Source organism: Streptococcus mitis (genome assembly GCF_047464945.1).
Taxonomy (GTDB): Bacteria; Bacillota; Bacilli; order Lactobacillales; family Streptococcaceae; genus Streptococcus; species Streptococcus mitis_EA.
The window spans coordinates 114,102-134,270 of record NZ_JASHAX010000002.1 but is presented as its reverse complement, the minus strand read 5'-3'; the positions used below and the strand labels follow the sequence as shown (position 1 = coordinate 134,270).

20 protein-coding genes are annotated in these 20,169 nt (G+C 43.1%); 2 read left to right on the top strand and 18 right to left on the bottom strand.

Features of this window, described 5'->3' with window-relative positions; translation table 11 throughout:
- Window positions 1-38 precede the first annotated feature (38 nt).
- Window positions 39-2,735, bottom strand: coding sequence for a cation-translocating P-type ATPase (locus QM424_RS03330; protein ID WP_414392974.1), 2,697 nt, complete (start codon window positions 2,733-2,735; stop codon window positions 39-41).
- 307 nt (window positions 2,736-3,042) lie between these two features.
- On the opposite strand from QM424_RS03330, the gene mntE reads away from it, so the two are divergent.
- Window positions 3,043-4,227: a CDF family manganese efflux transporter MntE gene (gene mntE, locus QM424_RS03325; protein WP_414392972.1), complete on the top strand. Its 1,185-nt coding sequence runs from the start codon at window positions 3,043-3,045 to the stop codon at window positions 4,225-4,227.
- A 36-nt stretch (window positions 4,228-4,263) separates the two neighbouring features.
- Here the strand turns inward: mntE and QM424_RS03320 are convergent, their stop codons facing one another.
- The 8 genes from QM424_RS03320 to cdaA all read right to left on the bottom strand — a co-directional run bounded on the left by QM424_RS03320 (window position 4,264) and on the right by cdaA (window position 12,534).
- Complete coding sequence (locus QM424_RS03320; protein ID WP_414392970.1) at window positions 4,264-6,135, bottom strand: ABC-F family ATP-binding cassette domain-containing protein; 1,872 nt, start codon at window positions 6,133-6,135, stop codon at window positions 4,264-4,266.
- Window positions 6,132-7,331: a CCA tRNA nucleotidyltransferase gene (locus QM424_RS03315; protein ID WP_414392968.1), complete on the bottom strand. Its 1,200-nt coding sequence runs from the start codon at window positions 7,329-7,331 to the stop codon at window positions 6,132-6,134. Before QM424_RS03315 ends, QM424_RS03320 begins: the two co-directional genes overlap by 4 nt.
- Complete coding sequence (gene dapB, locus QM424_RS03310; protein WP_414392966.1) at window positions 7,328-8,095, bottom strand: 4-hydroxy-tetrahydrodipicolinate reductase; 768 nt, start codon at window positions 8,093-8,095, stop codon at window positions 7,328-7,330. Before dapB ends, QM424_RS03315 begins: the two co-directional genes overlap by 4 nt.
- A gap of 155 nt (window positions 8,096-8,250) precedes the next feature.
- Complete coding sequence (locus QM424_RS03305; RefSeq protein WP_033680549.1) at window positions 8,251-9,099, bottom strand: DegV family protein; 849 nt, start codon at window positions 9,097-9,099, stop codon at window positions 8,251-8,253.
- Window position 9,100: 1 nt separating this feature from the next.
- Window positions 9,101-9,475: a DUF1149 family protein gene (locus QM424_RS03300; RefSeq protein ID WP_001050087.1), complete on the bottom strand. Its 375-nt coding sequence runs from the start codon at window positions 9,473-9,475 to the stop codon at window positions 9,101-9,103.
- Window positions 9,476-9,548: 73 nt separating this feature from the next.
- Window positions 9,549-10,901, bottom strand: coding sequence for a phosphoglucosamine mutase (gene glmM, locus QM424_RS03295; RefSeq protein WP_414392964.1), 1,353 nt, complete (start codon window positions 10,899-10,901; stop codon window positions 9,549-9,551).
- A 24-nt stretch (window positions 10,902-10,925) separates the two neighbouring features.
- Window positions 10,926-11,690 (bottom strand): CdaR family protein, encoded by a 765-nt coding sequence (locus tag QM424_RS03290; protein ID WP_261090683.1) that lies wholly within the window; start codon window positions 11,688-11,690, stop codon window positions 10,926-10,928.
- On the bottom strand, window positions 11,677-12,534 hold the full coding sequence (cdaA, locus tag QM424_RS03285; RefSeq protein WP_414392962.1) for a diadenylate cyclase CdaA: 858 nt from the start codon (window positions 12,532-12,534) through the stop codon (window positions 11,677-11,679). The genes QM424_RS03290 and cdaA overlap by 14 nt, the downstream gene beginning before the upstream one ends.
- 138 nt (window positions 12,535-12,672) lie before the next feature.
- Here cdaA and QM424_RS03280 point away from each other — a divergent pair, with 138 nt between their 5' ends.
- Window positions 12,673-13,641 carry an NAD(P)/FAD-dependent oxidoreductase gene (locus tag QM424_RS03280; protein WP_414392960.1) on the top strand — a complete coding sequence of 323 codons (969 nt, stop codon included), beginning with the start codon at window positions 12,673-12,675 and terminating at the stop codon, window positions 13,639-13,641.
- Window positions 13,642-13,674: 33 nt separating this feature from the next.
- Here the strand turns inward: QM424_RS03280 and whiA are convergent, their stop codons facing one another.
- From whiA to QM424_RS03235, 9 genes are all read right to left on the bottom strand, one after another.
- Window positions 13,675-14,586 (bottom strand): DNA-binding protein WhiA, encoded by a 912-nt coding sequence (whiA, locus tag QM424_RS03275; protein WP_049540853.1) that lies wholly within the window; start codon window positions 14,584-14,586, stop codon window positions 13,675-13,677.
- Window positions 14,583-15,560, bottom strand: coding sequence for a YvcK family protein (locus QM424_RS03270; RefSeq protein WP_414392957.1), 978 nt, complete (start codon window positions 15,558-15,560; stop codon window positions 14,583-14,585). The genes whiA and QM424_RS03270 overlap by 4 nt, the downstream gene beginning before the upstream one ends.
- Entirely contained in the window at window positions 15,557-16,447 is an 891-nt protein-coding gene (rapZ, locus tag QM424_RS03265; RefSeq protein WP_414392955.1) for an RNase adapter RapZ, read from the bottom strand. The genes QM424_RS03270 and rapZ overlap by 4 nt, the downstream gene beginning before the upstream one ends.
- Window positions 16,448-16,498: 51 nt before the next feature.
- Window positions 16,499-16,879, bottom strand: coding sequence for a RidA family protein (locus QM424_RS03260; protein ID WP_414392953.1), 381 nt, complete (start codon window positions 16,877-16,879; stop codon window positions 16,499-16,501).
- A gap of 10 nt (window positions 16,880-16,889) precedes the next feature.
- On the bottom strand, window positions 16,890-17,477 hold the full coding sequence (gene yihA / locus QM424_RS03255; RefSeq protein ID WP_414392951.1) for a ribosome biogenesis GTP-binding protein YihA/YsxC: 588 nt from the start codon (window positions 17,475-17,477) through the stop codon (window positions 16,890-16,892).
- 8 nt (window positions 17,478-17,485) lie between these two features.
- Window positions 17,486-18,718 carry an ATP-dependent Clp protease ATP-binding subunit ClpX gene (gene clpX / locus QM424_RS03250; RefSeq protein ID WP_025169664.1) on the bottom strand — a complete coding sequence of 411 codons (1,233 nt, stop codon included), beginning with the start codon at window positions 18,716-18,718 and terminating at the stop codon, window positions 17,486-17,488.
- Between the two features lie 37 nt (window positions 18,719-18,755).
- The gene (locus tag QM424_RS03245; protein WP_000442261.1) at window positions 18,756-18,926 is read right to left on the bottom strand and encodes a hypothetical protein; all 171 of its coding nucleotides are present in this window, start codon (window positions 18,924-18,926) and stop codon (window positions 18,756-18,758) included.
- On the bottom strand, window positions 18,926-19,432 hold the full coding sequence (locus tag QM424_RS03240) for a dihydrofolate reductase (protein WP_414392949.1): 507 nt from the start codon (window positions 19,430-19,432) through the stop codon (window positions 18,926-18,928). The genes QM424_RS03245 and QM424_RS03240 overlap by 1 nt, the downstream gene beginning before the upstream one ends.
- A 130-nt stretch (window positions 19,433-19,562) precedes the next feature.
- Window positions 19,563-20,081 (bottom strand): Dps family protein, encoded by a 519-nt coding sequence (locus tag QM424_RS03235; protein WP_042750433.1) that lies wholly within the window; start codon window positions 20,079-20,081, stop codon window positions 19,563-19,565.
- Window positions 20,082-20,169 lie beyond the last annotated feature (88 nt).

Genomic DNA, 20,169 nt, shown 5'->3' with positions numbered 1-20,169 from the left:
CCTCAACTGTAGTAAAAAGCCATCCGAAGATGACTTTTTTAAATCGCATTCTTGTCAAAACCGAGTTTACGTTGAACAAACTTAACGATTTCGACGATGATAATCATTGAGAAGCTTCCGCCCATAACGATTCCCCATTGTGACAAGTCTAGTTTGGTTACGTGGAAGATTCCTTCAAGCGGTTCTACGACAATTGTTGCCATAAGAAGGATGAAGGATACCAAGATGGACCAGTTAAATGTCTTAGACTTGAATGGGCCAACTGTCAAGATGGATTGGTAAACAGATTTCACATTGTAGGCATGGAAGAGCTGAATCAAACCAAGGGTTGCAAAGGCCATAGTAAGGGCATCCGCATGAATGGCATGATTGTCACCCACGTGAACTGGGTAAAGAAGGGCAAGACCATAAACACTCATAACAATAGCTGCTTGGAGTACACCTTGATAGATGATGGAACTCAAAACACCACCTGAGAAGAAGCTTGCCTTGCGTCCACGTGGCTTATGGTTCATGACACCAGGCTCAGCAGGTTCAACACCAAGAGCGATAGCTGGGAAGGTATCTGTTACCAAGTTAATCCACAAAAGATGAACTGGCTGCAAGACGTCCCAACCAAACAAGGTTGATAGGAAGATAGTTAATACTTCAGCAGTATTGGCAGAAAGTAGGTACTGAATAGTCTTTTGAATATTTGAGAAGACCTTACGTCCTTCTTCAACTGCGACGATGATAGTAGCAAAGTTATCATCTGCAAGAATCATGTCAGATGCCCCCTTAGAAACCTCTGTACCAGTGATTCCCATACCGATACCGATATCGGCTGTTTTCAGAGCTGGCGCATCATTGACACCATCACCTGTCATGGCAACGACTTTACCTTGTTTTTGCCAAGCCTTGACGATACGAACCTTGTGTTCTGGAGACACACGGGCATAAACAGAGTACTGACCAACGACTTTTTCAAAGTCTTCATCAGATAGTTCGTTGAGCTCAGCACCAGTTAAAACGTGGCCTTCTGTATCATTTGCGTCAATGATTCCCAAACGTTTGGCAATAGCTTCTGCAGTGTCTTGGTGATCACCCGTAATCATGATTGGACGGATTCCAGCTTCCTTAGCCACATTAACAGCCTCAGCAGCTTCAGGACGTTCAGGGTCAATCATCCCAATCAAACCAGTAAAGATTAAATCATTTTCAAGCTCTTCAGAAGTAAGGTTTTCTGGAATACTATCAATAATCTTATAAGCACCTGCAAGGACACGCAAGGCTTGGTGAGCCATTTCAGAGTTGTTTGTATGAATGAGGTTTGTAACCTTCTCATCAATCGGAGCAATATCCCCAGCTTTGTCACGAAGAACACAACGTTTCAAAAGTTGGTCTGGCGCACCTTTGACTGCTACAAGGAAACGTCCATCTGGCAATGGGTGAACCGTTGACATGAGCTTACGATCAGAGTCAAATGGCAACTCAGCCACACGTGGATATTTCTCTAAGAAACCTTTAACATCGTAGCCCTTGTCCAAGGCATATTGGATAAAGGCTGTTTCGGTTGGGTCACCAATCAGGTTGCCTTCCACATCGATTTTCGTATCATTAGCCAAGACAACTGAACGAAGAAGGGGCATTTCAAGACCTAGCTCAATGTCATCAGCTGAATCATGTAGAACCGCATCGTAGAAGACTTTTTCGACTGTCATCTTGTTCATGGTCAGCGTACCAGTCTTATCAGAAGCGATGATTTCAGTTGAACCAAGTGTTTCTACTGCTGGCAACTTACGAACGATAGAGTTTCGTTTGGCTAAAACTTGAGTACCAAGAGCAAGAACGATAGTTACGATAGCTGGGAGCCCTTCTGGGATAGCTGCAACGGCAAGGGCAACAGAGGTCATCAACTCACCAAGTGGATTTTTCCCTTGAATGAAGACACCCACTACAAAAGTAACAAGAGCAATAACCAAAATTGCATAAGTCAAGACCTTAGAAAGGTTGTTCAAGTTTTGTTTGAGTGGTGTATCTGTCTCATCCGCATCTTGAAGCATGCCAGCAATATGACCAACTTCCGTGTACATACCTGTATTGACAACAACACCAAGACCACGACCATAGGTTACGTTTGAGTTTTGGAAGGCCATATTGACACGGTCACCAATACCAGCATCTGCAGCAAGTTCAACTGTCAAATCTTTTTCGACTGGCACAGACTCACCTGTCAGGGCAGCCTCTTCGATTTTAAGCGAGTTAGCTTCTAATAAACGAAGATCCGCTGGTACAACATCACCTGCTTCAAGGGCAACAATATCACCAGGAACCAATTCTTTAGAGTCAATCTCCGCCATATGCCCATCACGAAGAACGCGGGCAGCTGGACTAGACATAGATTTAAGGGCTTCGATAGCTTCTTCTGCTTTCCCTTCTTGGTAAACACCAAAGGCAGCGTTGATGATAACCACGGCTAGGATGATAATGGCATCTGCGATATCTTCCCCACCAGAAGTCACGACTGACAAGATAGCTGCCGCAACTAGGATGATAATCATCAAATCCTTAAATTGCTCGATGAACTTGACCAGGATTGATCGTTTCTCGCCTTCTTCGAGTTCATTGTGACCAAATTCTGCAAGGCGCTTTTCTGCCTCACTTGATGACAAACCTTGCTCGGTCGCATCCACAGCCTTCAAGACCTCTTCAGGACTCTGAGTGTAAAACGCTTGGCGTTTTTGTTCTTTTGACATGTGTCTCCTCCTTGACATTGTGTGCAAAACAGACTCTCTTTTTCCTCATCGTATCTTTTCACGACAAACAAAAAGAGACCTGTTAATCATAACAAGTCTCGCTGTTTAAGATAGTGCCGGAAAGCATACTTTTCAGTATAAAATTCGGAATGACGACACTATCACAGGTTTCTGCCAGCTACTCCCTTGAGTACTTCTATTATACCAAATTTTGAAAAGTTTTCAAAGAGTAAAAACTGCCTTATTTGAATTTTCTCTTGAAAACCAGTATAATGGTAGAATGCTATATGACTAGAAAGGAAGTTGAATGAAGCAATCTATCTCAAATCTCAAGTTAGCTGAGCGTGGAGCCATTATCAGTATTTCAACCTATTTGATCTTGTCTGCAGCAAAATTAGCAACTGGTCACCTCCTTCATTCATCCAGTTTGGTGGCCGATGGTTTTAACAACGTTTCGGACATCATTGGAAATGTTGCTCTTCTGATTGGGATTCGGATGGCACGCCAGCCTGCAGACCGTGACCACCGTTTTGGTCACTGGAAGATTGAAGATTTGGCTAGTTTAGTCACTTCCATCATCATGTTCTATGTTGGCTTTGATGTTCTAAGGGATACCATTCAGAAGATTCTCAGTCGTGAAGAAACGGTCATTGACCCTCTGGGTGCAACTCTAGGAATCATTTCTGCATCGATTATGTTTGTAGTTTATCTCTACAATACTCGCCTCAGTAAGAAATCCAACTCCAAGGCCCTCAAGGTTGCCGCTAAGGACAATCTTTCTGACGCTGTCACCTCACTTGGTACTACTATTGCCATCCTAGCTAGCAGTTTCAATTATCCCATTGTGGATAAACTGGTTGCTATCATCATCACCTTCTTTATCTTGAAAACTGCCTATGATATCTTTATCGAGTCTTCCTTTAGTCTTTCAGATGGTTTTGACGACCGTTTGCTTGAGGATTATCAAAAAGCCATCATGGAAATTCCCAAAATCAGCAAGGTTAAGTCGCAAAGAGGTCGCACCTACGGTAGCAATATCTACCTAGATATCACGCTGGAGATGAATCCTGACTTGTCGGTTTATGAGAGCCACGAGATTGCGGATCAGGTCGAGTCTATGCTGGAGGAACGTTTTGGCGTCTTTGATACCGATATCCATATCGAGCCAGCACCTATCCCTGAGGATGAGATTTTAGACAATGTCTATAAAAAATTGCTAATGCGTGAGCAATTGATTGACCAGGGAAATCAACTGGAAGAACTCTTGGCTGATGATTTTGTCTATATTCGCCAAGACGGAAATCAGATGGATAAAGAGGCCTATAAAGCCGAAAAAGAGTTGAATTCTGCTATCAAGGACATCCAAATCACTTCCATCAGTCAGAAAACAAAACTCATCAGCTATGAATTGGACGGAATTGTCCATACCAGTATCTGGCGTCGCCACGAAACTTGGCAAAATGTCTTCCACCAGGAAACAAAAAAAGAATAGAGAAATCCTGTCATGAGACGGGATTTTTCTATTCTTCTAGCTATCAAAGTCACTGAGATACTCATAGCGTTCGTATTTTTCAAGGAGTGCTTCGTTTTTCTTATCTAGTTCTTTTTGAAGAGTAGCCAGTTTGCCAAAGTCAGAACCATTGGCCTGCATTTCCTCTTCAATAGCAGCGATACGATTTTCCAAGGTTTCAATATCGCCTTCAATGCTTGCCCACTCCTGCTTTTCTTGGTAGGTCATGCGTTTCTTATCTTCTCGAACCTTGACTACTTTTTCCTTTTCGGCCTTTTGTACTTGATTGGCCATCTCTGTTTCAAAGGCTTTTTCATCAAGGTAATCGGTATAATGACCAAAGAAAGGACGAATTTTACCATCCTCAAAAGCGAGAATCTTAGTCGCTACCTTATCCAAGAAATAGCGATCGTGACTAACTGTTAAGACTGGACCTGCAAAGCCTTGCAAGAAATTCTCCAAAACTGTCAAGGTTGCAATATCCAAATCATTGGTTGGCTCGTCCAAAAGAAGAACATTTGGTTTTTCCAAGAGCAGTTTGAGGAGATAAAGACGTTTTTTCTCTCCACCTGACAATTTCTCAATCAAGGTTCCATGCGTCGAACGTGGGAAAAGGAACTGCTCCAGCAATTCAGCGATGGAAGTCGTAGAACCACCGCTGGTCTTGACTTCTTCTGCCACTTCCTGCAAGTAATTGATAACTCGCTTGCTTTCATCCAATCCCTCAATTTGTTGAGAGAAATAGGCGATGCGAACAGTTTCCCCTATCACAACTTGACCTGCTGTCGGCTCAAGAATGCCTGCAATCAAGTTAAGGAGAGTTGATTTCCCAACACCGTTGTCACCAACAATTCCAATACGATCTTTAGCTTGCACCAAGAGATTAAAATCTTGCAAAATAGGCTTGTTTTCATAGGCAAAGGAAACATCCTGAAACTCGATGACTTTCTTCCCAATCCGACTAGTTTCAAAGTTCATGGTCAAGTCTGTCTCAGCACTACTGCCTGAAACCTCTTTCTTCAAGTCATGGAAACGATTGATACGAGCCTGCTGCTTGGTCGCACGCGCCTGCGGTTGTCTGCGCATCCAGGCCAATTCTTGTTTGTAGAGTTGTTCTTTTTTGTGGAGAAGAGCCGCGTCGCGCTCATCCTGTTCCGCCTTAAGGCGAACATAGTCCTGATAATTCCCCTGATATTCTGTCAAGCCTGCGCGATCCAACTCGAAAATCCGTGTTGACAAAGCATCCAAGAAATAACGATCGTGGGTAATAAAAAGGACGGTCTTCTTAGAATTTTTCAAAAAGAGGGTCAGCCACTCAATAGTCGCAATATCCAGATGGTTGGTCGGTTCATCCAAAAGCAAAAGGTCGTGATTGCCGAGTAAGACCTGCGCCAACTGGACCCGTCTTCTCAGACCACCTGACAATTCCCCAACAGGAGTAGATAAGTCCTGAATCCCCAGCTTGCTAAGAACCGTCTTGACCTGACTCTCAATTTCCCAAGCTTGGAGAGAATCCATCTCTGCCATGACCCGTTCCAAACGCGCCTGCTTGTCCTCACTGTAGTTGAGCATAATCAATTCATACTCACGAATGAGCTGGATTTCCTTGAGGTCGCTGGATAGAACCGTATCCAAGACCGTCTTGCTATCATCAAAATCAGGATCCTGAGTCAAGTAACCAATCTGGTAATCACTCTTCGCTGAAAAGGGACTGACATCCCCATCAAAGCCAGAAACACCAGAAAGAACATCCAAAAGGGTGGTCTTACCCGTTCCATTGACACCAATCAGACCGATTCTGTCTAGGTCATGGATGATAAAGGAAATATCCTTAAAAACGGTCTTATCACCGACGGATTTACTTAGTTTTTCAACGATAAAATCACTCATTTTTTCTCCCTCAGATAAGCATGGATGGCTTGACGGTCATTTTCCAATTCTCCATCGACAATGGCATACTCAATCTCTGTTAAAATCTCTCCCAAGTCTGGTCCCGGCTGATAGCCATATTCCTTAATTAAAATACCACCGTTGATTTGAATTTCTTTCTTGTCATGAATGGTCAAACTCTGGTAGGTTTCTGTGATAACTTGCGGATTGACTGCTTTCCCTTGAGCTTGACGAAGATTTTCAGCCTGTAGAAGGGAATCCAAGTCAAAGCGATAACAATCGCGCTTGCTCAATTCTCCCTTTTCACGCAAGGCCAAAATAGTCAGTAAATCCTGAACCTGCTTAGCAAACTGGCGTGAGGTCTTCCAAGCCTTCAAAAAGGGCTGCGCATTTTCAATCTCCAAAGCCCACAGTAGAGCCGCCCAGGCTTGTTCAGAGGATTCAAAGGTGAAATCAGTCTCCAAATCAAACAGTCTGTTAAGCTTGTCCTGGCTAGATGCCATATCAGGGAGATAGTCATAAGCTTGACTCTCAATCATGGAAGCCAAGCCCCTTCTCCAAAACGGAGCCAGCAAGAGTTTATCAAACTCGACGAAAGTACGCTCTACAGAAATTTTCTCCAAAAGTGGCGTCAAGGTCTTCATAGCTTTAAACGTTTCTGGCTCAAGTTCAAAACCAAGACTGGCCTGAAAACGGAAACCACGCATAATCCGCAGAGCATCTTCGTTAAAACGCTCACTAGCCACTCCAACTGCTCGTAAGACTTGCTTTTCCAAATCTTCTAATCCATGGAACAAGTCAATGATTTCCCCTGTCTCGTCCAAGGCAAAGGCATTGACTGTAAAATCACGGCGCTTGAGGTCTTCTTCTAGCGAGCGAACAAAAGAAACCGCACTAGGTCTACGATAGTCCACATAGACATCTTCTGTCCGAAAAGTAGTCACCTCATACTCCTCGTCCCCATCTAAAACCAAGATAGTTCCATGCTCGATTCCGATATCGGCTGTTCGCGGAAAAATCTGCTTGGTCTCCTCTGGATAAGAAGAGGTCGCAATATCCACATCATGGATAGGACGATTGAGGAGGGCATCTCGAACAGAGCCTCCAACAAAATAGGCCTCAAAACCTGCTTCTTTGATTTTTTCTAATACTGGTAAAGCCTTCTGAAATTCAGAAGGCATTTGCGTTAATCTCATAATAAGTGTTCTAATCCATAGACAAGCTCATGACGCTTGACAACTTCTTTAATTCCCAAATTCACCCCTGTCATGAAGGAGCTACGATCATAGGAGTCATGACGGAGGGTCAATCCTTCTCCCTGATTGCCAAAGATGACTTCCTGATGGGCTACCAAGCCTGGTAAACGAACTGAGTGAATCCGCATGCCATCAAAATCAGCACCACGGGCACCTGCAATCAATTCTTCCTCATCAGGCGCACCTTGCTGGATAGACTCTCTAACTTCTGCCATCAACTCAGCTGTTTTAATGGCTGTTCCACTAGGAGCATCCTTTTTCTTGTCATGATGGAGCTCGATAATCTCCACATTTGGGAAATATTTGGCAGCCTGCTTTGCAAATTGCATAAGCAAGACAGCACCCAAGGCAAAGTTAGGAGCGATCAAGCCACCCAAATCTTGGGTACGAGAAAATGCTTTTAGCTCTGCAATTTCTTCACTTGTGAACCCAGTAGTTCCAACTACTGGAGCAAAGCCATTTTCAAGAGCAAAGCGTGTATTTCCATAGGCAACAGCTGGTGTAGTAAAGTCTACCCAGACATCTGCTTCAAAACCTGCTAAATCAGCCTTATCCTTGAAAACAGGAATACCCTGCCATTCTGACTCAGACTCAAAAGGATCCAAAACTGCTACCAAGTCCAAGTCTGGATCAGCCAAGACCATCTGACAAGCAGCTTGGCCCATCTTTCCCTTAAAACCAGCAATAATTACTCGAATACTCATCTCTACTCCTGTCTAAGATACAAAGCCTGTAGGAACACAAAGTGAAAATAGGAGTTCTGATCAAGAAGTATCTACTCCTTGGAAGAACTATCTTTTTCACACAGGGTTCCAGGCGTGTTCAACTGCTAACTTCTTAACTAGTCTAGAAGTGCTAACTAAATCACTGGAATATAACCCAGAGCAATGCTTCCTGATCCTAGGTGTGTCCCAATGACACTACCAAATGTAGCTAGTGAAATATCCGTACCCACTCCAGATTCAAGCAAGTGTTGACGCAATTCTTCAGCCTTTTCAGGAGCATTTCCATGAATGACAATGACCCGATATTGACCTGAAGCCGTTGTTTCCTTGATAATCTCAATTAAGCGCTTGGTTGCTTTCTTCTCAGTACGAACTTTTTCGTAAACTTCAATCACACCTTGGTCATTGAAATAAAGTATTGGCTTAATGCTAAGCAAATTGCCCAAAATGGCAGCTCCATTTGAAAGACGTCCACCTTTCACTAAATGGTCCAAGTCATCTACCATGATAAAGGCTGACGTACGGCTGATTTGAATGGCTAGCTTATCCTGAATGCTGGCAAAATCATCGCCCTGGTCACGCCAATTAAAGACGCTTTCAACCATGATACCCAGAGGAGCACTTGTAATCAAAGTGTCTGGAAAAGCAATGGTTAAGCCCTCATATTCATCTATCATATACTGGATATTTTGGTAAAAACCTGAAATTCCAGAAGATAGGAAAAGCCCCAAGGCATGTGTATAACCTTGTTCTTTGAGCGAAGTTAAGATTTCATCTAACTTGGCAATACTTGGTTGACTGGTCTTAGGCAATTCAGAAGCCTGAGCCATTTTTTGGTAAAATTCCTCAGCAGTCAGATTGATACCTTCGACATACTCCTCACCATCAATATTGACAGGAATATCCAAGACAAACAAATCTTCTCTTTGCAAGGTCTCTGCACTGAGATAGGCAGAAGAATCTGTGATAACAGCTAGTTTCATATTAGAACTCCAAATTGATTCCTGGTAAGTCTAATGCAATTTCAGTTACTTCGTAAGTCAAACGGTTGAGCATATTCAAACATGGACGAGCCAAAGTTTCCACTTCTTCTTGGCTCAATTCACTTGGTTCATTGACAATACGGCCATCAATATGATTTACCTGTGAAATGGTTCCACTGATGACAAACTTATCAAATACAATCATAAATGTCAAGATGACAATCAAGGAAGTCACTTGATTTTCTTGATCATGTTGGAGCAATTGGAAGTTCACATCCACCTTAGTTTCAGGAGCTCCATTTTCATTTTCCCATTCAAAATTACGCGCATCAAAATGATACTGACTGACAAATTCTTGTTCACGTTTAAGATTCATGTCTTTCTCCCTAGGCTACAATATTATAAGCTATTGTACCATATTTTTTTATTTTCATCTAGTTTTCTAAGTTTTAGTCAATCCCGATTTCAGCACGAACAACGTCTGCAATGGTATCAACATAGTAGTCCACTTCTTCTGTTGTAGGCGCTTCTGCCATAACACGCAAGAGGGGCTCTGTTCCACTTGGGCGTACTAGGATACGGCCATTCCCTGCCATTTCTTCTTCCATCTTCTCGATGATATCCTTGATAGCTAGCACTTCCATAGCCTTTTCCTTCATGGCATTTTCCACTCGGATATTGACTAATTTTTGTGGATAAATGGTTACTTCTGCCGCTAACTCTGACAACTTCTTACCAGTTTCCTTCATGATTTTAGTCAATTGGACAGCGGATAATTGACCATCACCTGTAGTATTGTAATCCATCAAGATAACGTGGCCAGATTGTTCACCACCGAGGTTGTAGCCTGATTTTCGCATTTCTTCAACAACGTAACGATCGCCAACTGCAGTAACTGCCTTGTTAATGCCTTCGCGGTCCAAGGCCTTGTGGAAACCAAGGTTAGACATGACGGTTGTCACAATTGTATTTTGAGCCAATTGTCCTTTTTCAGAAAGGTATTTCCCGATGATGTACATGATTTTGTCACCATCAACGATGTCACCATTCTCATCAACAGCAATCAAGCGGTCACTGTCTCCGTCAAAGGCCAAACCGATAGCTGAGCCGCTTTCTTTGACCACTTCTTGAAGGGCTTCTGGGTGGGTTGAACCAACATTAAGGTTGATGTTAAGACCGTCTGGTGTTTCCCCGATAACAGTCAATTGAGCGCCAAGATCTGCAAAGATTTGACGGGCACTGGTAGAAGCTGCTCCATTAGCTGTATCCAAGGCAACCTTCATTCCATCAAGAGGAGTTCCAGTTGAAACAAGGTAGCCTTCATACTTACGCAAGCCTTCTGGATAATCTACTAAGGTTCCCAAGCCTTCTGCACTTGGACGAGGAAGAGTGTCTTCCTCAGCATCTAGCAAGGCTTCAATTTCTGCTTCTTTTTCGTCATCTAGTTTGAATCCATCCCCACCAAAGAACTTGATTCCATTATCAAGGGCTGGGTTGTGGCTAGCAGAAATCATGACACCTGCACTAGCTCCCTCAGTTTTAACCAAGTAAGCTACTGCTGGTGTTGCCAAAACGCCTAGTTTGTATACGTGAATCCCTACAGAGAGGAGACCTGCCACCAAGGCAGATTCTAACATTTCCCCAGAAATACGTGTGTCACGTCCTACAAAGACTTTCGGTGCTTCCGTTTCATGTTGGCTGAGAACATAGCCTCCAAAACGTCCTAGTTTAAAGGCCAATTCTGGCGTTAATTCTACGTTAGCTTCTCCACGGACTCCATCAGTCCCAAAATATTTACCCATTTTTATAAAATCCTTTTCCTATTTTTAATTCGTTTTTGAACTAGTTGCTTTTGTTGACGAAGATGTCTCCGACGAACTGCTTGTGCTTGAACTTGGCGTTACTGGTTTTGTAGTCACCTTCATTGTTGTATCAAACGGAGTGATAACTACTGGTAAGACTACCCCGTTGCGGTCGATTGCCTGCAAAGGTACTGAGCCACTGTAATTACCTGTTATGCGTTCGCTGGTTGGTAAAAGCGCAATAACTTTGTCAATCTTAGCTAATGTTTCCTGGTCAGTCGTGACCGAAACGCGTTCATTTGACACGGTTACACTATCAAGTTGTAACTTGGGATCAATCTGGCTTTGGTCAACTTGTGGCACAACAATCATCCCATCTCGCTTAACCTTCTTCCCAACTTTCACTGTGATCTTTTGAGGCGTTGCCACAGCGGTCAATCCACTTGGAAGATTTTCAATATTCAAGGGAACTTCAATCGTTCCAACACTAGCATCTGTTAGGTCAGCAGTAACCTTGAATTTACGTGTGCTTTCTTGCATTTCACTGGCCAAGGTCACACGATTGGCACCTGTCAGTACAACTGAAACTTCTGATGCAAATCCGCTAATGAAATACTGGTCATCATCATAGTGAATATCGATGGGAACATTTGCTATCGTATTGGTGTAGGTCTCCGATTTGACCTGCCTTGTGGTATTGCTATTTTGAAAGTTGGTCGACGTTGCATAAATGAATAAGACACAAGCAAAAAAGAGAGATGAAATGATATATAGACTATTTTTTCTCATATTTCCAACCTCCTAGCAAACGATCCTTGAAACTGACTTTTTCCTCAACAGCTGGCACAAGAATTGTTCGTAGCTCTGCTTCAAATTCTTCAATCGTCAAATCATGCTTGAAGACCCCGTTGTAGGTAATAGAAATACCACCTGTTTCCTCTGAGACAATGAAGGTCAAGGCATCAGACACTTCTGATAAACCGATAGCCGCCCGGTGTCTGGTCCCAAATTCCTTGGAAATTCCTGTACTTTCTGTCAAGGGCAGATAGGCAGAGGTGACGGCAATCCGATTTTCTCTAACAATCACAGCACCATCATGTAGAGGAGTGTTGGGAATAAAAATATTGATGAGGAGTTCTGCCGAAATTTTGGCATCCAAGGGAATTCCTGTCGCGATGTATTCTTGCAAGGTACGAACTCGTTGAATAGCAACAAGAGCACCAATCTTACGGGGACTCATGTATTCAACTGACTTAACAAAGGCACGAATCATTTTCTCTTCTGCACTAATTTGAGTAGTAGAAAAGAAATCTGTCGCCCTTCCCAAGCGTTCCAAACCAGTCCGAATCTCTGGAGAGAAGATAACAACCGCAGCAATTACCCCATAGGTAATAATCTGATTAATCAACCAAGAAATCGTTGTTAAACCAAGGATATTGGCCACAACCTGAGCTAATACAAAGATCAAGACCCCACGCACCAAAATCATAATCTTGGTGCCAGCTATCGCTTTTGTAAAACGATATAAAATATAGGCCACAATCAAAATATCAAACAGATTGATGGCAATACTCCAAGGACTAGAAAACAAGCTAGTCCAATATTGCAGGTTGGATAATTGTTGAAAGTTCATCTGCTGTCTCCTCTCTGTCCAAACACGTTCCTTTCTATTATACCATTTTTCTGACATTTTTTTCCCTATCCTACTTCATTTTAAATTAAAGAAAAAATATGATAAAATAAACTGACTAGAAAAAACAAAGGAGAAACCATGTCTCAACTCTATGATATTACCATTGTAGGTGGTGGTCCCGTCGGGCTTTTTGCAGCCTTCTATGCCCACCTACGCCAAGCCAAGGTCCAAATCATCGACTCTCTTCCACAACTAGGTGGACAACCTGCTATTCTCTATCCTGAAAAGGAAATCCTAGATGTACCAGGTTTCCCAAATCTGACTGGAGAAGAGTTGACTAACCGTCTAATCGAGCAATTAAATGGCTTTGATACCCCTATTCATCTCAATGAAACTGTTCTTGAGATTGAAAAACAAGAAGAAGGCGTTGTCATCACAACTTCTAAAGGAAGTCACCTGTCTAAAACTGTTATTATCGCTATGGGTGGCGGTGCCTTTAAACCACGTCCGCTGGAACTAGAAGGCGTTGAAGGCTATGAAAATATCCACTACCACGTTTCCAACATCCAGCAATACGCTGGCAAGAAAGTGACGATTCTTGGTGGAGGAGACTCGGCTGTGGATTGGGCTTTGGCTTTTGAAAAAATTGCACCAACTACCCTTGTTCACCGCAGAGATAATTTCCGCGCCTTGGAACACAGTGTCCAAGCCTTACAAGAATCATCTGTATCCATCAAGACACCATTCGTTCCTAGCCAACTCCTTGGAGATGGAAAAACGCTTGACAAGTTAGAAATCACAAAAGTCAAATCTGATGAAACCGAAACGATTGACCTAGACCACCTCTTTGTCAACTATGGTTTCAAATCTTCTGTCGGTAACCTTAAAAACTGGGGTCTGGACCTCAACCGCCACAAGATTATTGTCAACAGCAAACAGGAATCTAGCCAAGCAGGTATCTATGCTATCGGTGACTGCTGCTACTATGACGGAAAAATTGATCTGATTGCGACAGGTCTAGGGGAAGCACCGACTGCTGTAAACAATGCCATCAACTACATTGACCCAGAGCAAAAAGTACAACCAAAACACTCAACCAGCTTATAAAAAAGAACCACGAGTCACATAGGATTCGTGGTTTTATAGTTCATCGGCTAATTTATTTATCTTTCTGAGTCTGTGGTTGACACCACTTTTGGTCAGAGGGGTGCTGAGGCTATCTGCCAACTGTTGGATAGAGTAGTCTGGGTGCTGAATTCGCAACTGCGCTACCTCCTGCAAATCCACTGGCAGATTTTCTAAGCCCATGATATCTTTGATTTTACTGATATTGTTGATAGTCTTCATGCTGGCAGAAACTGTCCGAGCAATATTGGCTGTCTCGGCATTATTGGCCCGATTGAGGTCATTACGGGTTTCTCGCAAAATCTTTACTCTCTCAAAATCATCACGCGCCTGCATGGCTCCGATTACTATCAAAAAGTCCATAATGTCTTCGGCACGCTGGAGATAGGTCACAGCTCCCTTCTTGCGCTCAAGCACCTTGGCATCCAGCAAAAACTGCTGGAGAAGGGAGGCAATCCCTTGCGCGTGGTCCAGATAAACAGAACTGATTTCCAACTGATACTTGCCTGACTCAGGGTCACGAATGCTTCCATTTGCCAAGAAAGCACCACAGAGATAGGCACGACCTGCTTCCTCATCCGATAAAATCGCCTCATCAATACCTGTTTCCAGACCAAAGAAGGAGTCTGCCAAGTGCAAATCACTTAACAAATCCTGCACCTTTTCATCTGTAAAAACAGTATAGACCCGATTCTTGCGGAGATTGCTTCTTTGGTGGTGACGGATTTCTGATTTGATTTCATAGAAATGGAGAAAGGACTCATAGAGGTGACGAGCCAGCTTGGCATTTTCTGTCACGACAGACAAGGTCAGGCCCGAGGTCGAGAGACCGATGCTACCAGACATCTTGATAATGGCAGATAATTCATGCCGGCTCAGATGGTGCTGACCTAGGATTTCTTCTTTTACTGCTACTGTGAAACTCATTTTCTCACCTGTATAATCCGCATCAACTCATCCACGAGCAAATCTCCATCGTGGAAGGCACCCCCATTTTCCAGACGCAGGAAGTTGGATGAAATCACACGCGGAACTTGCTTACAAAGACCAGAAAAATCGTGTTCCACCTGAACCAAGTATTCATCAAAGCGGTTGGAATTCATGTATTCCTGAGGAACTTTTTCGATATTCACCAAGACAGTGTCGATAAAAGGTCGACCAAGGTGACAATGCAAGACCTCCACGTGGTCGCTATCTGTAAAGTGTTCTGTCTCCCCACGTTGGGTCATGATATTGCAGACATAGGCGATTTCTGCCTTGGTTTCCAAAAGCGCCTGCCCAATTTCCTTAATCACGATATTAGGTAAAATCGAGGTAAAGAGGGAACCAGGTCCAAGGACAATCATGTCACTTTCAAGAATGGTCTGCACCACTCGACGGCTAGCCAGAGGCGTATCATCGTTGAGGGTATTGGTCACATAAACATGGTCAATCATGCCTGGATGGTCTGCAATATGGCTCTCTCCAGCCACTTCTGTTCCATCCTGAAAAACTGCGTGCAAGGTCAAAGGATGGTCACTGGAAGGATAAATTTTCCCTGTTGTATGGAAAAATTTGCTCAGTAACTGCATGGCATTATAGGTTGAACCCTGCATTTCTGACAGGCCAGCGATAATGAGATTTCCCAATGGATGGCCAGCAAAGGCTCCAGCATCTTCAGAAAAGCGATACTGAAAGACTTTCTCATAAAACTTAGGCATATCCGACATGGCCACAAGGACATTACGAAGATCACCTGGCGGTGTCAATTGCTGCATATTTTTTCGGAGTTCACCTGATGAACCACCATCATCCGCCACCGTTACGATAGCAGCGATTTCCACATCTTTTTCACGCAGACTTTTTAGAATGACGGGGATCCCAGTTCCTCCACCAATCACCGTTATCTTTGGTTTTCTCATGAACGATTTACCGTTTCCTTTCTCCGGTCTTTGTCGCGATGCCCTTCATTAACAGGCCAATTCTTGGATAAGTCCTGCGCCAAGCGTTTAGCAAAGGCCACACTACGGTGTTGTCCACCCGTACATCCCATGGCAATGGTCAAAACGGACTTACCTTCCTTTTGGTAACTTGGCAAAATCGGCTCAATCAAGGCCAACAAATGTTGATAAAAATCTTCTGACTCAGGATAGTTCATGACATAGTGATACACTGGTTCATCTACACCCGTTTGATTTCGTAACTCTGGAAGGTAGTAGGGATTTGGCAAAAAGCGCACATCAAAGACCAAGTCTGCATCAATTGGGATTCCATATTTAAAGCCAAAAGACATGACTTCGATACGGAAAGACTGGACTTGTTCTTGGTCTGAAAACTGCTCTGCAAGGGTTTTACGCAGCTCACGAGGGGTAAGTTCTGTCGTATCCACCACATTTTGGCTCATATTTTTCAAAGGCGCCAAGAGCTCACGTTCCAACTTGATTCCATCCAAAATCCGTCCATCTGCAGCTAGTGGGTGACTCCGTCTAGTTTCCTTGTAACGCGCGACCAATTCCTTATCAGCTGCATCCAAAAAGAGAATTTTGAAGTCCAGTTCTTCCTTATTTTCCAGCTCATCCAAAACAGCTTGAATCTCCGAGAAGAAAGAACGGCTACGCATATCTACTACCAAGGCCAACTTATGGTCGTCTTCCTTTGTTTCCACCAACTGCAAAAACTTAGGCAAGAGAGCTGGCGGCATATTGTCAATAGTAAAATAACCCAAATCTTCGAAGGACTGAATGGCAACTGTTTTCCCTGCACCACTCATTCCTGTCACAATCACCAAGTGAAGTTGTTTCTTTGTCATCTTTTTCTCCTTATATCAAAAGAAGTTTGGCAGAACCAAACTTCAACTAGCTTATCCAATCTCTGCGATGACTTCGATTTCGACTTTTACATCACGAGGAAGACGAGCTACCTCTACTGCTGAACGAGCTGGAAATTCCTCTTTAAAGGCCGTTTGGTAAACCTCGTTAAAAGGAACAAAGTCGTTCATATCGCTCAAGAAACAAGTTGTTTTGACAACATGGTCAAAGTCAGTTCCTGCCTCTGCCAAAATAGCACCAATATTTTTCAAGACTTGTTCTGTCTGTTCTTGGATCGTTGTTCCAACGATTTCCCCAGTTTCAGGAGAGAGAGGAACTTGACCACTAGCAAACAAAAGGTTGCCAACGATTTTTCCTTGAACATATGGTCCGATAGCCTTTGGAGCTTCGTCTGTATGAATTGTTTTTGCCATTTTCTTTTCCTCACAATTTTTCTAAGATTGCATCCCAAGCCTCATCCATCCCTGCCTTGCTGACAGATGAAAAGAGGATAAAGTCGTCACTTGGGTCAAAGTTTAATTTCTTCTTAATTGCTGTTTCATGCTTGTTCCATTTACCACGAGGAATCTTGTCCGCCTTGGTCGCAACGATAATAACTGGAATCTCATAATACTTGAGAAATTCGTACATCTGCACATCATCTGCTGACGGGTCATGACGAAGGTCGACTAGACTGACTACCGCACGGAGATTTTCCCGAGTCGTTAGGTACTCCTCAATCATGCGCCCCCACTTTTCACGTTCCTTTTTGGAAACGCGGGCATAGCCATAACCAGGCACATCCACAAAACGCATCTTGTCGTCAATGTTAAAGAAGTTGAGAAGCTGGGTTTTTCCAGGTTTCCCTGACGTACGAGCGAGATTCTTACGGTTCAGCATGGTATTGATAAAGCTAGACTTGCCAACATTTGAACGCCCTGCAAGAGCGATCTCTGGCAGTTCATCCTGCGGATAGTGGGACTTGTTAGCCGCACTGAGCAAGATTTCAGCATTGTGTGTATTAAGTTCCATAGTCACCTCTAGGCTGTTTCTAGGATTGGTTTATCCGTTCCATCGACAGCTTCTTTTGTGATGCGAACCAATTTCACATTTTCCTGACTCGGCACTTCAAACATGACATCTAGCATGGTTTCTTCGATGATGGAGCGAAGACCACGCGCACCAGTTTTGCGTTCGATGGCCTTGTTGGCAATCTCTTGAAGGGCTTCGTCGTCAAATTCCAACTCGACATCATCATAAGATAACAAGGTTTGGTATTGTTTGACCAAGGCATTTCTTGGCTCTTTCAAGATGCGAACCAGGTCATCAACAGTCAATTGCTCAAGAGCTGCAAAAACAGGCAAACGTCCAATCAACTCAGGGATAATACCAAATTTTTGAATATCTTCAGCGATGATTTCTTGCATGTAAGAGCTATTTTCATCAATAGCTTTATTGTTTTGACCAAATCCGATGACTTTTTCACCCAGACGTTGTTTGACAATTTCTTCAATACCATCAAAGGCACCACCCACGATGAAGAGGATATTTTTAGTATCCACTTGAATCATCTCTTGTTGTGGATGTTTACGCCCACCTTGAGGCGGTACGCTGGCAACAGTTCCCTCGATAATCTTGAGAAGGGCTTGTTGCACCCCTTCACCAGAAACATCACGTGTGATAGACACGTTCTCACTCTTCTTGGCAATCTTGTCAATTTCATCCACGTAGATAATCCCACGCTCTGCTCGTTCAATGTTAAAGTCAGCAGCCTGCAATAGTTTGAGAAGGATATTTTCCACGTCCTCACCCACATAACCAGCCTCAGTAAGAGCTGTCGCATCCGCAATCGCAAAAGGCACATTCAAGCTCTTAGCCAAGGTCTGAGCAAGGAAAGTTTTCCCTGAACCAGTTGGACCAATCATCAAGATGTTTGACTTCTGCAAATCTACATCTTCCGACTCTTCACGCGTATCGTGGAAATTGATGCGTTTGTAGTGGTTGTAAACTGCAACTGCCAAGGCACGCTTGGCACGATCTTGACCGATTACATAGTGGTTCAAGATATGGAGGAGTTCGATTGGTTTTGGAACTTCTGACAAGTCTGCCAAGACTTCCTCAGCCAACTCCTCACGAATGATTTCCTGGGCCAACTCCACACATTCATTACAGATAAAGGCGTTGTTCCCAGCGATTATTTTTTGTACTTCTTCTTGGCTTTTGCCACAAAATGAGCAATAAACCATCATATCATTATTCCTAGTTGTAGGCATGATTTCCTTCCGTTCTATTCTATACTATCCATTCTATCTAAAATAAGGTCATGTAAAAGGCATGAACACTATTGACCAAATTGGTAAAGGCATTTAACCAGAGCAGGACAGAAAGTCCATAGCGCTTTTTACGAAAAGCCTGTGCTCCTGCAAGCAAGCAGACCAAACACAGCATGGCTGTGAAAAAACCAAATATACTACGTTCCATTAGACTTCCTTTCTCTTGCGGTATTGAATGGTAAAATCATAAGGATTTTTCTCATCTTTGGCGTAACATTTGCTTGAAACCGTCTCAAAAAGAGATAAGTCAAACTCTTCAGGGAAATAGGTATCGCCCTCCACCCGAGCATGAATTTGAGTCACAATCACTTCGTCAAGGTAGGGCTCAAAAGCCTGAAAAATTTGTCTGCCACCTATAATATAGAGATTCTTGTCTTGCCCCTGATACCAGTCGAGAACAGACTGGACATCCTGAAAAGTAGTAACCCCATCTATCTTTTCTTCCGGGTTACGTGTCAAAATCAAGGTCTCCCGTTTTGGAAGCAAGCGACGCCCCATCCCATCAAAGGTCACGCGCCCCATCAAGATAGCATGATTCAGAGTTGTTTCTTTAAAGTGTTGCAATTCTGCTGGCAAATGCCAAGGCAGACGATTGTCCTTACCAATCACACCCTCTTCATCCTGGGCCCAAATAGCTACGATTTTCTTTGTCATGCTTCCATCCTTTTCACTGATAGTACTATTTTATCAAAAAACTCAAAAAAAGACTGGTTTGGAATAGCTTACAGAATAGAAAAAAATCTGTAAGAATTTTCCTACAGATTTATCTATGTTTCCTTGTTTCTTACAAACCAGGTGCTTGTCCAAGTTCTGCCGCAAGCATCCAGATGGTTTTATCAGTTTCAGTTTTAGCGTCTGAGAAGATACCGTTTGTCACATCGTCACCTTCTTCATCAGTGACATCCAAACCTTTTTGGAAAAGTTCTGACAAGTAACGGTAGATAGCAAGCACACGTTCCAAGCTTTCTTCAACATTACGGTATTCACCAGCTTCTTCTTCGATTTCACTGTTTTGAAGGAATTCTGTCAAAGTAGAGAATGGGCTACCACCAAGTGTAATCAAACGTTCGCTGATTTCATCCAATTGACCGTCAAGAGCATCCATGTACTCATCCATTTTTGGATGCCATACAAGGAAACCACGACCACGCATATACCAGTGTACTTGATGCAAAGCCACATGAGCTACGTACAAATCAGCAACAGCTTGGTTCAAGACTTCCTTTGTTTTTGCCAATGCTACTGGCGCTGCTTTTGTTAATGATGTTACATCTTTTACTGCTTCTTTTTTCAATTCTACCATTTTATTTTACCTCATTCATTATTATTTGTAACCACTTCTTACTGATTACTATCTTAGTATACTACTAAGAATAACCAATAGCAAGCCA